The organism is Leucothrix arctica (genome assembly GCF_003172895.1).
Lineage (GTDB): Bacteria > Pseudomonadota > Gammaproteobacteria > Thiotrichales > Thiotrichaceae > Leucothrix > Leucothrix arctica.
Genome location: NZ_QGKL01000035.1, coordinates 81,440 through 97,213 on the forward strand (window position 1 = coordinate 81,440; position 15,774 = coordinate 97,213).

Consider the following 15,774-nt stretch of genomic DNA (forward strand, 5'->3'; position numbering starts at 1 on the left):
AAAAAAGAACGGTGGAGATAAGTGATAATGAATAGAGAGACAGAAGAATTAAAGGTCTACCTAAATAAAGTTGCAATGAAATCCTTAAATGGTGAAATACCATGGACTCAACTTAACTCCTCTGTATTTCAATGGATTCAGGGAGTTACTGGTGAGTCATTTAAAGTCACTGTACAGAGAACGGTTTCTTCAAGTTCAAGTTTGTCGCGAACTTTGGAGAAAACTCGTATGACGAACAACTCATTTTTAAAAGAGGAGGACATGGGTTTAGGATCTATATATTTGTTCCAAGTTCAAGATCGACGTACCAAAACTATATCGCTTTCTTTATCTAGCCTAGAAAGACCTGAGTTCTTTGAGCTTTTGGCTAAGATTTATCATGGAGCGGAGAAGGGTTTGGATGTTAGGGCTACAAGTATTTTAAAAAGGCTGCTAGGTCAGTAATGATGCTGGGGTATCAACAGTAAATCGTCTCTCTACTGCAATTGTTTTTCGTAGACAAAAAAATACGCCCTTTGTCGGGGGAAACAAAGGGCGCTGGGGTTGAGATTGCCGATGATCTTATTTTTATTATTAGTAGATCGATCTTCTCAGGGGCTTGCTGGTAAATCTTATTGTTATGTTGTTATTTTTATTCTGTTGTTGATTTGTATATTGCAGATGTCGTGCCAACTTTTCATTTAATTACTAAGTTGTTAATTAATAATGACTTTATTGCTTTTAAGTGGCATGGCTGTTTGTGACACAAGGTTTGGGTTTGTCAGTAATAGACGTAAATAATTGCAGTAATGTCACTTACTGTCTTTGAGGTCGTGATATCTATCGCCAGTCGAATGTCACGGCTAACTAAGTAAAATACTGTCTTGTCCTAAGGGTGCTTTCTCTAGGACAAGCGGGATGCCATTTATTCAGCAGGTATAATATGCTTGATGGTTATTTTCTTGTAACCATTGACTCTAGAGGAAGCATCTTGGACAAAGCTTGGAAACCAAAGGCTTGGATCGCAATTTTTCTAGGCGTCGTACTACAGTCTTTTACTTTTCTTTATTTGAATAGAGGGAAGTGGTTTTGTTTTTACTTTGTTGTCAGTGTGCTACTGAGCCTAATAGACTTACGATATCAGGCTTTTTATGCTGGGGCGCTGTCTCTCATCTGCCCAATCCATGCCTACTTAATAGTTAGGAAAGGCGACTTCGTCGGTAAGCGTTTTTGGTATTCCAAATGGTGGTGTATTCCAATTATTTTTATTTCTATCGCCATGTTTTCATTTACCGTTCGCTCATTCTTTTATGAACCGTTTTCTATTCCGCAAGGTTCGATGAAGCCGACGTTGGAAGTCGGCAGTCATATCTGGGTCAGTAAGCTCGGATATCGTACTTACGGGACGTATGGAATCACTCTTCTAAAGGAAGATATCGCATCACAAGATCTGATGGAGCGTGGACAAGTATACGTTTTTCGTTTTCCACAAGACGAGAGCAAATCTTTTGTCAAAAGGTTGATAGCCGTACCAGGTGACAGTATTGAGGTAAAGGGGAGCGACGTTATTGTAAATGGCATTTCTTTGCCAACTAGCTTAGTGAGTGAAACAGAACAACTTAAATACTATAAACAGCAAGTCGATGGTAATACTTTCCGTATTCAGCATATGAAAGACAGAGCCATAGGCTTTGGGCATATGTCCTCGCGTATTGTTCCTAAAAACAGCTATTTCTTCTTGGGTGACAACCGAGATAATTCAAATGACAGTCGATTTTGGGGCTTTGTTCCGAGTGACAATATAGTGGGCAAGGTGGTTTATAGTTTCTAAGCGGGAAGTGGGCTTGATTCCTCTGGGTACTTTGTAATGGAAAGTAATGTTGATTGTGCCGAAGAACTAAGTCAGCACAAACATGTTTCAGCTAAAGAAGGCTATACTAAGCAAAGTTAAATACCCAAAAACCAAGCCGCTAAAGAAAACGTTATATCCTATGGGAAAACGGTGATCTTATGCGTCCTTAGAATGTTGATAAGTAAGCAGTTGACCCCAAATGAATAGCAAAATAGTAAAAGCCACTGAGTCAGATGGTAAAGCCTTAGCAGAAATCCGCGCTGCCGCAATGGAGCCAAGCCTTCTCGCCGCTGGCCGCTTTGATGAAAATCGAGTACGTAGCCGATTTCTAGAGTCATTCGAGCCAGAAAATACCTACAAAATTTTGGTAAAAGGCGAACTGATGGGCTTCTATGCGCTTCTTAAAAAAGAAGATCATTACTACTTAGATCACCTATACATAAAACCGCAGTCCCAAAGTGTAGGACTGGGAAGAGGTGTTATTTATAACCTCTTCGGACTTGCTAAATCAGAAGGTCTTCCGATTCGCCTAGGGGCATTGAAGGGAAGTCGTTCGAATGATTTCTACTTAAAAAATGGCTTTGTAAAAACGCATGAAGATGAGTTTGATATTTACTATGAGTACGCCATTGATACTCAGCATGAAGTCGAGTTTGTCCCTTACTCAGAGCAGTACTTAAAGGCTTTGGTCAAACTGTGGCGTGATAGCTTTGAGGAAGCGGTCGGTATCGTTGACCCTAACCCTATCGATGAGCAGAGAAAGTATTTCATTGACGAAGTACTGCCAAAAAACCAAGTGTTGGTCGCATTAGATCGTTTGAAGGTCGTTGGTTTCATTGCTGCGACGAGTGATTCAATTGATGAGATTTACGTTCACACGGAATATCAAGGAAAAGGTATCGGGTCAAAGCTACTGACTTGGGCGCAAGAGCACTCTGAGGGGAGACTTGAGTTGTATACATTTGACCGTAACAAGAAGTCTCAACAGTTCTACGAACATAAAGGCTTCAAGGTGCTTGAAAGAAATAAAGCAGACGCTTGGATGTTGGATGATATTAAGTATGAGTGGGTTCGCACTTAAAGACAGGCAAAAAAATACGCCCTTTGTCGGGGGAAACAAAGGGCGCTGGGGTTGAGATTGCCGATGATCTTATTTTTATTATTAGTAGATCGATCTTCTCAGGGGCTTGCTGGTAAATCTTATTGTTATGTTGTTATTTTTATTCTGTTGTTGATTTATATATTGCAGAAGCCGTGCCAACTTTTGCATTTGTTTTTAAGTGATTGATTTTGTTTATTTATATTTTTTTTGACTATGTGACCCTGTGTTGACACAAGTCTTAAGTTGTCAGCTATCGACGTAAATAGCTGCCGAAGTGTCACATATAGCCTTCATTTTTTGAGTTTGCTAGTTGAGGGGCTGACTTTGGAGGTGGTAGCTCATGAGTACTAATGAGGCTCGCCTTACCGTTTGGTCAATTAAACACACCACTTATCGGTAAAAAGCCATTTTTAGTGAATAAAAACCACATTTACCACTCCTAAGTTAAGAAGGACTTTTTAACTCCCCATAAGGACGTGGTGAATACAATGAAAAATAATATCCTAAGCAAGTCATCGCTGCTTGCGGCAACCTTGTTGCTTCCTCTATTTGCATCTGCCCAAGCGGGTGCGCTAACCGCCAAACCTGACCGACTTAATACGACAGTAGGCCAAGCAAAGACGGTCGAAGTTTTGTGGAATGACACGGGCGGACACTTCTGGGTATCAACAGTGAATAAACACTCCGCTAAAGGCGGTCGTGCTTATGTAGTTGGCGGCAGGAAAATCCATTACACCCCTAAACCCGGTTTTAGAGGCACTGACGAATTTTGGTATCAGATTACCGATTCATACGGCCGAACGAATAGCTCAAAGGTGACGGTGCATGTTTCGGGTGGTGGACATAAACGTGTACATCAGAATCCTGTACGACATAAAAAAACGCATCAAAAGCCAAGTTATAGCGTTGAGTGGTCAAAGCCTGGGTTTAATCTGAGTTATTCAAAGCCGGGCGGTTGGCAAGCAACAGTGAGTCAGCCTAAACGCCACAAAGCAGCCGGTAAAGCACCTGTTGGACATAGCGACGCATACGTCACTTACACTGGTTCTGGGCAGATTGCGCTGGATGTTTTGACCAATGATAAAGGCGCGGGGTTGGCGGTGCATAATACTAACCCGTGGACTTCACATGGTGGGCAGGCGTGGGTTGTCAATGATCACCGCGGTTCTTACATTGCTTACACGCCGAAAGCAGGGTTTCGTGGCGTAGATGAGCTTTGGTATGTGCTAAGAGATCAGCATGGGCGCACAAATAGCACCAAGGTCAGTATCTCTGTTCACTAATTAAACTTTGGCTCTAGGTATTAATGCTAATAGATGATTAATACCTAGAGCAGAGTGGGAGTTTTAGCCGCGCCCACGATACCCAGCAACACCTTGTTCAGGCAGCCAAACACCCTTAGGCACTTCACCAAACGCATAAAACACGTCAATTGGAATTCCACCACGCGGATACCAATACCCACCAATGCGTAGCCACTTAGGGTTGATCTCATCAATCAAACGACGAGCAATACTCACCGTGCAGTCTTCATGAAAAGCACCGTGGTTACGAAACGCACCCAAGAATAATTTCAGTGACTTACTCTCAACCAATAACTGATCAGGGATGTAGTCAATCACTAAGTGAGCGAAGTCAGGCTGAGCGGTCATCGGGCACAGTGACGTAAACTCAGGCGCTGTAAAACGTACTACATAATCCACATCAGCCTGTGGGTTTTGCACGCTCTCTAAAATAGCGGTTTTAGGGTCATCAGGCAGTACCGTTGCACCACCTAATTGCTCAAGATTTTGGTAAATATTATCACTCATTGTGAGTTCCTTTAAATGTGTTACTAGCGATACACCGCTGCGTTAAACGCCTCGCTGCGTACCCCAAAGAATATTGTGTAGTTGCGGAAGTACCGTCGCGTCATGCCAACCGACACTCACCACGCGATCAATCAATTCACGCGTAGACTGCAAGCCTTGCTCTAATGTCACTTCCTCAGCGTCAAGATTGCAGGGCTGCAAGTAGAAGGGATAACTTGGGTAACGTGCTTGTACCTCACGCGCCCAACTAAAGTCTTCATCATTAGCCACAACGATTTTGATGCTAACTGCTTCATGGTTACGAGCGACATCTAAGCACTTATCAAAATTATCCCAGCGCGTTTCCATCTCAGATGAGGGTGGCTTTGGACTGAGTGTTAGATAGTCGACTTGATTAAACCAAGGCTTAGAAATACTACCCTGAGTTTCCATCGCAAAGGTGTAACCCGCTTCATGACCAATGCGAATAAGCTCAGCAAAGTCTTGTAGTGCAGGGTTCCCGCCGGATAATGTAATCAATATCGGAGTAGGGCTTAAGGCTTGAATCTGCCCCCATACTTCCTCTGTTGACAGTGTATGCCATTCATTTTTGTACTTTTTATCAACCGCATATAATGTGTCGCACCAGCTGCAACGGTAGTCACAACCGCCACTCCGAACGAATACTGTAGGCTTGCCCACTAACGCGCCTTCACCTTGTACGGTAGGGCCAAACACTTCACTAATAATCAGTGTGCTCATGGTCGGTATTCCGCCCACGTCTTAGGTGTTTCGCTGACTTTAACTGCTGTCGTTTCAGGCCAGTGAGGTTTACACCAATCAAATAGGTGCTTTGCCAATAACTCTGCCGTCGCACAGTCATCACCTAACACGTCATTCAAGTGTCTATGATCTAGCACGTCGTCGATGTAGGTTTTCAGTAACTTAAGCTCGCTGTAATCACGTACAAAGCCGTATTGATCAAGCGTCTCTGAACTTAGCTCAACGACAACGACGTAGTTGTGACCATGCAAACGCGCACACTGATGATCATCAGGCATCTGCTTGAGCTGGTGAGAGGCTGAAAATTGGAATTCTTTACTAATACGGAACATGTTTATGCCTCAGCTTCTGCGCGTTGCTTAACGGCATTTTGCCAAAAGTCGCTATCAGCATAGTCAGTCGGGTCAGTGACGCCAGCATCATAAAATGCTTCCGCACGTTCAACACAGGTGCCGCAACGGCCACAGTGTTTATCGCCGCCTTTATAGCAAGACCAAGTGTTTTTGTAAGGCACGTTTATTGCCGTACCTGCGGTAACGATATCGCCTTTAGTCCCGTGTAAAAACGGTGCGTATATTGATACGTCTGCGTATCCATCCATTGCCATTTTCTGCATTTTTGCAAACTGCTCAATGAAGTCAGGGCGACAGTCAGGGTAGATAAAGTGGTCACCACCGTGAACGGCTATCGCTACCGTATCCGCGTTTTGAGAAGCAGCCATGCCATAAGCAATGGTGAGCATAATCGCGTTGCGGTTAGGCACAACAGTCACTTTCATGCTGTCTTCTGCGTAGTGTCCGTCAGGTACGTCTATGTCGTCAGTCAGTGCAGAGCCGGTAAGCTGTGCGCCAACATGGCTAATATCGACAACGTGGTGTGGGACGTTTAAATCTTTCGCGCATAGAGCGGCATAGTTGAGTTCTTTGTCATGGCGTTGGCCATAATTGAACGAGACTAGTGAGGTAATTTCCGCTTCTACGGCAACTTTATAGGCGAGTGTGACGGAGTCGAGACCGCCTGAACAAACGATGATTGCTTTCATAGTGTTTTGACCTGGTGCTACGACAGGGGCTACAAGTAGCCGTGTTAAAATGGTGGCGTTTTATATCATAGATTCAGTAAGATAGTCTATTTTTGCTTAGCTTCGTAAGCTTTAATCGATTTAGTCAAAGTCTCTAGCTCTTCACAGCTACCAGGGCATACTTCCGTCAGGCGAGTTAATAGTTTTTTTGCACCTGCTAGGTCATCTTGCTTAAGCTTTAACTCACCATAATATTCTAATGCGCCTTTGTGGTCAGCTTTAAGCTCAACGGCTTTGATGTAGTGGTACTCTGCGGCTTCAAGGTCTGGCATATCTAACATGCGCATGGTGTAACCCATTAGGTTATTCCAGTCTGCGGAAGTGTCTGCGTTGTCTGTTTCTTCTTCGAGCAGGCGCTTGAAGGCGTTTTGATAGTATTTGCTGTCTAGCTCTGTGAGTACGTAGGTTTTCCAGTCAATTTTTTCTTCCGTCACTTCATCTTCACTGGTGCCAGCGGCAAATACAGTACTGTTTAATGCAGCCGCGATTAGCAATGTGAGTGAGTATTTTCCCAAGTTTCTAAGTGTCATTATAGTGATCGTCCTTGTCATGGTGAGAGATAATTAATCAAACACTAGATTAAGTTTTGTTCCTGCATATATCAAGACAGCTAGCATGCTTAGTTGATTAATTTTTTCAATGACACACAACTGTAATATTGTTGCTGTAGCGTTCGCATCAAATTTAATAAACAGGGTGAGCGTTATGAAAACGAAGTATATATTAACAATGGTTACACCAATTCTCTTGTCGTCGTTATTGGTTGCATGCAACAGTTCAGATGATGATAAGGCAGTGACGACTATCGAGGGCAAAGTATCTGAAGTAATCACACTAGACTTCACGAGCTTCAATGCTAGCGAAGCAACACTAGAAACCGCAGGCTTCCGCGTATTTGGCCCAGCGGCTGATGGCGGTAGCGCAAGCTTAGGTCACGATGTGGAGCCTGAGTACGTAACTGTATCAGCTGATTCAAGCACTGCATGGGTGTCACTACAGGAAAATAACGGTATTGCGCGGGTAGATTTAACGACCAATACTATTACGAATATTTTCCCACTAGGTTTTAAAGACCACGGTGCAGAAGGTAATGAACTAGATGCAAGCGATAAGGATGACGATGCAGTTATCTTGCGCTCATTCCCTAACCTGAAAGGCATGTACCAACCTGATGGTATTGCTAGCTTTGAAGAAGGTGGCGTGACCTACGTTGTTTCAGCGAATGAAGGTGATGGTCGTGAGTACGACACCTTTGAAGAAGAAGCACGAGTTGAAGACGATGAGATTGCGTTAGATGAAACAGTCTTTTTTGATGCAGACTCACTAAAAGATGAAACGATTTTAGGTCGCTTAAAAGTGACAAGAAATGTGGCTTCACCAACAGCGGCAACAAACTTCTCAGAGTTACATACCTTTGGTGCACGCTCGTTCAGTATCTGGAACGGTGCAACCGGTGAAATGGTGTTTGACAGTGGTAAACAACTTGCAGAGCAGGCCGTCATTGCAGGTGTTTATCCCGATGGTAGAAGTGACGCAAAAGGTACTGAGCCTGAAAATGTTGCAATCGGTATGGTCGATGGTAAGCGTCTTGCGTTTATCGGTTTAGAGCGTGCAAATGCTGTCGCGGTCTATGACTTGACTGACCTAGCGGACATCAAGTTTAGCGAAATGCTGGTAAATGGCGATGACGTTGGGCCTGAAGGTATCTTGTTTATTGCGGCTGATGAAAGCCCGAATGGCACTGCGTTATTGGTTGTTTCAAATGAAATCACCGGTAGCGTAACAATTTATCAAGCAGGTATAGATGGTTTGTTTGGTGACAATATTGGTCGTATAGCGCTGGAAGGTGGTGAAGCGGCTGCTGAGATTAGTGCTTATGATGCTGAGACAAAGCAACTATTTGTTTTAAATAATGGCGAAGATTTAGATGCATCACGTGTTGATATTGTTGACCTAAGCACACCTGCAACACCTACGTTTGTTTCAAGCATTGATACAAGTGCATTAGGTGGCGGCATCAACTCAGTGGCGGTTGCTAATGGTTTGCTTGCGGTTGCGATTCAGGCAAATACTAAAACTGATGATGGTGTTGTTGCGATTTACAACACAACGAGCTTAGCGCTAATTGATACGGCTGATGTGGGTGCATTGCCTGACATGGTGACATTTACTAAAGATGGTACAGCATTGATTACTGCGGACGAAGGTGAGCCGAATGATGACTACTCGATTGACCCTAAAGGATCAGTATCGATTATTCGTTTGAAGTAAGCGATCTCAAGAAAAGCCCTCTCTGCCTTAGGCCGTGAGGGCTTTTCTATTTAGGTAGCCATTGCTACTTATCTATGAGTACTTGATAACTAACCGAGCTTCCAGAGCCACCTGTGAGCGTTCCTGTCAATGTCCATTTAAGGTCATCATCTAAGCCGAAAGCACTAGTAGTACAACCCATGTTTGCTAATGTAATCCCGCAACTCGCACTTCCTTTCATGGTGGTGTAAAGAGGAACGGAGTCATTAATAACAAGGTCTGTTATTGGACCAGTGCCAGAGTTACTGTAATAGATGCGATATTCCAGTGTGTCGCCCGGAGCAGCTGAGTTAATCGTTGACGCTTCAGTGAAAGGTGCCTGACTGATATTTTTCACTGTTTTACGCAGTTCAAGCCTAGAAGGGCCGACTTCAGGCGTGACAGGTGTAGCAGCTACCGAGTCCTGAGCAGGTACTTCAGCTATCTCCGGAATATAAGGTGTGCTGGGAGTAGCAGGAACAGCGGGCTGCGCGGGTGTTACAGAAGTAGCAGGAACAGCTGGCTGTTCAGGTATGGTAGAAGTTGCAGGAACGGCAGGTTGTGCGGGTACCGCAGGAGCTGCTACCACTTCCGGTGTCGCGGGGAGTGTCGGTGTTTGAATCTGTTGAGCAGTGGTTATATCTTGCACGGTTAGGTCCAGAGTACCTGCAAAGGTATTGCCATAATCAAAGGCTGCCGTGATTTTTTGAATATAACGGTCATTCGCCGCGACGTTTGCGGGGGCGTACACTTTATTGATGACGCATACAGTGTCGACTGCGTTTATTGTATCAGCTGCGGTGACTATGAGCGGGTTAGTAATCGGAGTCGCTGCTTCACTACCATTGAGTGTGCCATCACAATTTTCATCATGGTATAAAATGTCACTCCAACCTTGGCTTTTATGACCACTATTGGCACTAGTGATGGTAACGGTTCCATTAGCTGGAGTCGTAAACTTATGGCTATAGAACACCACATTGCCCGGCAAAATTTGCTTTGCATTGTTAGGGGAGAATGTGGGTGATTTCACATCGCCAAAGTCTTGTCCTGTTATAGCACTTGTACTGACCGTAAAAGATGCGCGTACATTACTGGTTGTTGAGCGATAACTCCCAGGGTCTTTAGCCTTGCTGATATCGCAGTTGAAGGGTGTTGGAACAGACTCGCGTGATGCTTCATAAATCTGATACTTACCCGGAATAACGGGGAAGAATGTGAAGTTACCACTTCCATCAGTGCGTGTGCTGACGCAGGTATTATTGGCCGTGTTAGTTTCTATTTTTACTAAAACTACTGGTAGGGAAGTGACACCGACTTCACTGGGGTCGTTTTCGCCATCAGTATCAGTATCTCGGTAGACACGCCCACTGACTGGGAAACCACCAACTTTAATGGTGAGTGGGTAATCTTCCACTTCTCCATCACTGGCAGCACTCGTTGCTGAGCTGCTTGCCGCATCACCTGTTGCAACCGAGGCGTCGGTTGTTAAACGAATACGTAAGAATATATCTCCAGCTTTGATATCAGTTGGGATAGACCAATTAAGCGTTACGTTGCCCGTCGTAGCTGAGGAAGTTGTTGCTTCATCGCTGTCAAAGGTGCCGTTACCATCGAAGTCAATCCAGCCGACAAGTTTGGCAGAGCTAGATACTTGATTAGTGACTTCAACACTCAAGCTATAGTTTGTGTCTAGGTCATCAAGTTCGGGGAAGGCTGTAATGCTGTCTTCATCATCGGTAGAGTCATCATCATCACCTGAGGCATTGTTGCTCGTTGTTTGGCTAGACAGCTCTTGGTCTGGCAGTTCATCGCCTAAATAGAGACCTGTGCGGATTTCATGAGAAGGGTCACCAAAGCTCGCAGCATCACCAAAGTCCTGACAAAGCGGGTAGCTTGTTTTCATGGTGCTATTAAAGTCAGTCGTCCATATATATATAAACAATAGTCCATCGGCGGGAACGGTTACAGATAAATCATAGCTAGCTGTTGATGAACTATGGTGCTCACCAGCGCTTGATGGACTTCGGGTAAGTATCGTTCCCGAGCTATCTTTAATTGCGACAATGTAGTGCTCTTCATCACCAGAGTCTCTAATTGTGACAGTACGTGTTGTATTCGCAGTGCCAGTTAGGCGTGTAATAGCCAAGTGAGTTTCAGCGGCTAATCCACTAGCACTTGTGTTGAGTTCTGGAATTTCAGTATTGGTAGGAATATAAAGTGTTCCTACTTGGTTAGGTGTCGTGTCTGGACGTATCGGTAAGCTATTAGCATTGAAGCTCCAGCCTGAGTCGATCATCGCTGTACCTATATGGTCAGCATCGGTGGCTCCTGAGGCTGCCGTAATTGACCAACCAGCATAACTCATTTCACAGACGCCGCTTGGAATCGTGGGTGAATAGGGTTCTTTAATTGTTAGGTTATAGCCTTCTACCTCTCCATCTTTAGCATCAGTAGTGGCATTCAGCTCTGAGGTGCTTGACCAGCGGAAACGTGCATAAGTTAGGTTAGTTGTCGCATCGCTTGGAACCGTAAAGCTAAAGGAAATAGCGCCAGAAGTGCTGTCGATATCGTTAGTACCGCCGTCTTGGACATCGCTTGCGATTTGCTCGCCTGAGTCAAAACTTCCATTACCATTAAAGTCAACCCAGCCTTGCAAGTAACCATTTGCGCCGTTGCTGACGACACTTATTGTTGCAGTGCCTCCTTGAATAAGGGCAGGAATAGTAACGCCATCATCATCGTTAGGCGTTTTTCCGGCAATGTCATCGCCATCTGCATTTATACCTGCATCACCGCCATCACGAGGGCCACTTTCAGCATCAGCAATGGCATCACCTAGGTAGTAAGTGGTGTCTAGAGGCTGGTCATGACTCGCTGAGCCGTAATTAATGACAGGCGCGTCTGAATAGTCCTGGCATAGTCCCATGCTTACATGGAAGTCATCCCAGTAAACACTATCAGGCGATGAGGCGCCATAGAAAAGAACACGGAATTGGTAGTCGGTGTTCGGTTTTAAGTACAGAGCTTCATCGGTAGCACTATCCATCCAAGCATAACCGCTAGAGGCGGGTTGTACTGTGTAGTTATTTAGAATGTTGGTTGCGGTTGTGAAGTTATCATCTGACAGTAAAATATCTACCTTGTAGTTTTGAGTGTAGTTATGTGAAGCAAAGGCAAAACCATTAAACAACTGAGCAGGGTTCATCGCAGTATCAGTGGTAAATGAATATTCGATGAAATCGCCATAGGAAAAAGCGTTTTCAGCGGTTGATTGATCGACTCCAGATAAATGGTTAACGGTTTGTTTATCGCCATCAAATGTATGGGTTAAGCCATAACCAATGGTTTGGGCTGGTGCAGATGAAACAACGGTTTGATCGAATTGCTTGTTAGGCCACGATTGATGATCGGGTAGTAAGGTGTTTTGTGGAACGTTATAGGTCCACGCAAGACGATAGTCAGTAAAGTTAGTATCTGTTGATACTGCTGAACAGTATGAGACATCAGTATCATCCGTAGGAAATGGTGGGATCGTAATAGTTAGTGGGTAATCTTCAACCTCTCCATAATCAGCTAATCCTGTTGGTTTACTCGTGCTCGCAGTACCTGTTGCAATGCTTGTATCTGTCGTCAAACGCAAACGCATATAACTAGTGCCTGCTTTTGTTCCCTGCGGGATAGGCGACCACGTTAAGGTAACTGTGTCTTCAGTTGCATCCTGTGGAACGACAATCGTAGCTGCTTCATCAGAATCAAATGTACCGTTTCCATCGAAATCAATCCAACCAACTAGGTTGGCTGTTGAAGTTGAAGGTGATGTAACCACCACATCAACGCTATAGGTAGTGGCGTCATTTCTAAGTGCGGAAATAACTGCTACACCGTCATCATCATTATAATTGTGATTGGTCGCATCAAGGACATCATCACCCGTTCCATCAGCACCGCCATTTGCGGCATTTTGGCTTTTAGCTTCGTTGTCTATGATTTTTCCCATATAGGCATCGAGCTCGATAATATGAGAAGCATCGCCATAAGATGCTGGTGCATCACCATAGTCTGTACCGACGGCATTGACGCCAATCGCAGTATCTTCAACCTCACCATTGATGGCGACACCAATAGGGTCTGGCGAATTGTTGCTTTTAAACTCTGGATCTGAGGTTAGGCGCATACGAATAAAGGTATTAAATGCGCCAGAAAGTTTATCTAAATTTTCCCAGTAAAGAACAATGTCTTCGTTTGAGGAGCCAGTAGGGACGTTACCTTGTGTAGCATCATTCGAGGTGCTTGCGTCTACATCAGCAACGGATCGTTCACTTGGGTCATCAAACACGCCGTTTTGGTTGAAGTCAATCCAAGCAACAAGTTGTGCTGCAATATTGGTTGTATTGTTTGCTTTGACGGTTAGACAGTAACTTGTTTCGGACATGGTAATGGTGCCTTGCGTACCATCTGCAAGTAAGCCGGTACACTCTAAGTTATTTTCCCATGTAAAGGCGGATGCTGTAAGGCCGTTTTCCTCCTCTCCATCTCCAGTTACCTCTGGAACATCATCAAGACTACTACTGCCGGTTGCAGAACCGTTATTGCCATTAGAGGAAGAGCTACTAGCGTTCGCTTTTTGAGATTGTTTTGGAGCATTTCGCTCGTCTCTGTTATCGGTGAACCATGACACATTGGATGCATTGCTCGTCCACTCAGATGTCCAGGTTGTAGCATCTTGTGACTCATCGATACCAACTTCGCCTTCTCCAATGACTAACGCATTGTTAACACTGTTCTCTGAGTTGACATGTTGTGCTACACCGTAGTTAAAGTTGACACCATCATCAGGCGCATCACCATAGTCATAATCAACAACAACTTCGATAGGGTAATCTTCGACCTCTCCATCGGCAGCGGCTGTGCTTGGTTCTGCTATATCTACTGCGTTAGTCGCAATACGGATACGTGCATAAGTAGTTCCTAGACTTAAGCCACTAATCCCAGTCCATGAAAGTGTCGCGCTACCTGATTGACAGGTGCTTTCAGTTCGCTCGCTACTATCAAAAGTACCGCTATTATCAAAGTCTATCCATGACGCAACGATTGCTCCATCACCCACACAGGTGGTATTTAAGCTATAAGTTGTTGCCGCTATAATTAACTCAGGCAGCGCAGAGAAAGCATCTTCATCCGATGTGCCAACAACGTCATCCCCAGTGCCATCCAGAAGTGCTGGCATTTGTTGTTCTTTATCTGGTGCTATTGCGCCAAGATAAACGGTAGGGCTTTCTGGCACTTTGTGTGCCGCAGCTCCATAACTTAAGGGAGCATCACCATAATCACCGATCATTAAAATAGTGGAGCTTTCATAGTCGCGATAAGCAAACCACCAAGTGTTAATGGTATTTACATTACCGAAGTCAAAGTTGCTCCATGGTTGTCGAGCAATGGAGCCCAGATCGGTATTTGTTTTGGTATTAGGAGATATTCCAGGACTTTGACTGATTTTACTATCATCCCAAAATAGAACGTTTGGAGAGGTTAGGCCTGCGTCAGTTTGAGTGCGAACCACGAAACTTTCATCTAAGTACTCAACATCATAGGCGGTGAAGTGCGTCTCACCCTGAGTATAAGAAATGGTAACTGGGATCGGAAAATCATGGGGTTGGATTTTAACCCCATTGCCATTTGTCCCATCCCAAGGAATGGTATTAACCCCAGAACTTAAGTCTGCAAACAATCGTTTATCAACACTTTCCAGGTAGTTCCCTTGCGTACCAAAGTCCAATACTACTTCAACGCTACCCGGCTGAGAAACCTTAATGGTGATAACAGGATTTGCGGGGTCTTCGACTTTTAAAGGTAAGTCTTCAATATTACCATCTTTACCTAAAGGAAAAACATTTGGGTCAGGTTGATTGAGAAAGACTTTTTGTACAGGGTTACCTGATTGTGCGTTAGGAACTGACTGGCGGTCCGCGGCAACATTTCCTGTATGTCCGGTACCAGTATCGTTAAAGGAAAATTGACCAATGAAAGGCTTTATACCTGCTTCAGCAAAATTTACCTGTGTTACAAAACCTTTTTCATCTCTAGCATAAAACATTGCCTTAAGTGCAGCGGTGAAGCTACCGCAATTTACCTGCCACGCTTGGGACCATAAGCGGCCTGTTTTTTCTTGTGGTGTGGCGTCTTTTGTTGCAACTGTCACATCAAACCATGGCATCGAAATATTCGTTGAAAATTCTATAGAATAGTCACCAGAGGGTAGCCCAGAGGGGGCAAATTTAAATTTGCTATCAGTAGTAGCATAACCCGAAGAATTTAAAACATCGGGTCCGGAATAGGCTTTAGTGTATGTAGTCACATTAGGTGAACTAACATAATGAGGACCGTGTACTACATTTCCCGAAGGGCTAACTATTCTGAAGGAATAGCCTGAACCAGAAAAGCCTAGATATACCATTTCGTTGTCTGGATCATCAATATGTACGTACATTTTCATATTGTCTTGAGAATAATAACCTGCGAATGAACGCACACCTTGGGAGTTACTCGATGGCGAGGTTATATATAGATCTGATTTGACAAAGGAGTCTGGTTGCCAGGTTCTTGTTCCTTCGGCGAAAGCGGAGGAAAAACTAAGCACTAGAGCAAGTAAAATAAATGCGTAATAACGCAATAATATAGTGTATAGATGGTTATTAAGTAATCTCATTTATTATGCTGCTTTTTTTATATGGAATAAATAATGGTTGGGTTTAGCTCTCCCCGGAGCATTCGCAGAACCTACTCCATACAGAGTGTACTTATGATGAACAAGTATTAATAAATAGACAAAAAAATATTAAAATAAGTATTTTAGCGGACAATTTGTCTTGTTATTGAGTGGTTTTCGTTGTTTTTT

11 protein-coding genes are annotated in these 15,774 nt (G+C 44.1%); 5 read left to right on the top strand and 6 right to left on the bottom strand.

The window, feature by feature from the left end; translation table 11 throughout:
- Positions 1-27: 27 nt before the first annotated feature.
- The 4 genes from DKT75_RS12740 to DKT75_RS12755 all read left to right on the top strand — a co-directional run bounded on the left by DKT75_RS12740 (position 28) and on the right by DKT75_RS12755 (position 4,216).
- Entirely contained in the window at positions 28-444 is a 417-nt protein-coding gene (locus tag DKT75_RS12740) for a hypothetical protein (RefSeq protein ID WP_109823821.1), read from the top strand.
- Positions 445-922: 478 nt separating this feature from the next.
- Positions 923-1,810, top strand: coding sequence for a signal peptidase I (gene lepB / locus DKT75_RS12745; RefSeq protein ID WP_109823822.1), 888 nt, complete (start codon positions 923-925; stop codon positions 1,808-1,810).
- A gap of 220 nt (positions 1,811-2,030) precedes the next feature.
- Positions 2,031-2,912, top strand: a complete 882-nt coding sequence (locus DKT75_RS21830; RefSeq protein WP_158278863.1) for a GNAT family N-acetyltransferase — start codon at positions 2,031-2,033, stop codon at positions 2,910-2,912.
- A 509-nt stretch (positions 2,913-3,421) separates the two neighbouring features.
- Positions 3,422-4,216 (top strand): Ig-like domain-containing protein, encoded by a 795-nt coding sequence (locus DKT75_RS12755; RefSeq protein ID WP_109823823.1) that lies wholly within the window; start codon positions 3,422-3,424, stop codon positions 4,214-4,216.
- Between the two features lie 63 nt (positions 4,217-4,279).
- Here DKT75_RS12755 and queF read toward each other — a convergent pair whose 3' ends face one another.
- The 5 genes from queF to DKT75_RS12780 form a co-directional block, all read right to left on the bottom strand.
- Entirely contained in the window at positions 4,280-4,744 is a 465-nt protein-coding gene (gene queF / locus DKT75_RS12760; protein ID WP_109823824.1) for a preQ(1) synthase, read from the bottom strand.
- A 42-nt stretch (positions 4,745-4,786) separates the two neighbouring features.
- Positions 4,787-5,485 carry a 7-carboxy-7-deazaguanine synthase QueE gene (gene queE, locus DKT75_RS12765; protein ID WP_109823825.1) on the bottom strand — a complete coding sequence of 233 codons (699 nt, stop codon included), beginning with the start codon at positions 5,483-5,485 and terminating at the stop codon, positions 4,787-4,789.
- Entirely contained in the window at positions 5,482-5,838 is a 357-nt protein-coding gene (gene queD, locus DKT75_RS12770) for a 6-carboxytetrahydropterin synthase QueD (RefSeq protein WP_109823826.1), read from the bottom strand. Before queD ends, queE begins: the two co-directional genes overlap by 4 nt.
- A gap of 2 nt (positions 5,839-5,840) precedes the next feature.
- Positions 5,841-6,548, bottom strand: a complete 708-nt coding sequence (queC, locus tag DKT75_RS12775; RefSeq protein ID WP_109823827.1) for a 7-cyano-7-deazaguanine synthase QueC — start codon at positions 6,546-6,548, stop codon at positions 5,841-5,843.
- Positions 6,549-6,634: 86 nt separating this feature from the next.
- Positions 6,635-7,117, bottom strand: coding sequence for a hypothetical protein (locus DKT75_RS12780; RefSeq protein WP_109823828.1), 483 nt, complete (start codon positions 7,115-7,117; stop codon positions 6,635-6,637).
- 175 nt (positions 7,118-7,292) lie between these two features.
- Between DKT75_RS12780 and DKT75_RS12785 the strand changes: the two genes are divergently transcribed.
- Positions 7,293-8,858, top strand: a complete 1,566-nt coding sequence (locus tag DKT75_RS12785) for a choice-of-anchor I family protein (RefSeq protein WP_109823829.1) — start codon at positions 7,293-7,295, stop codon at positions 8,856-8,858.
- Between the two features lie 64 nt (positions 8,859-8,922).
- On the opposite strand, the gene DKT75_RS12790 is transcribed toward DKT75_RS12785, so the two are convergent.
- Complete coding sequence (locus DKT75_RS12790; protein ID WP_158278864.1) at positions 8,923-15,093, bottom strand: GEVED domain-containing protein; 6,171 nt, start codon at positions 15,091-15,093, stop codon at positions 8,923-8,925.
- Positions 15,094-15,774: the final 681 nt, after the last annotated feature.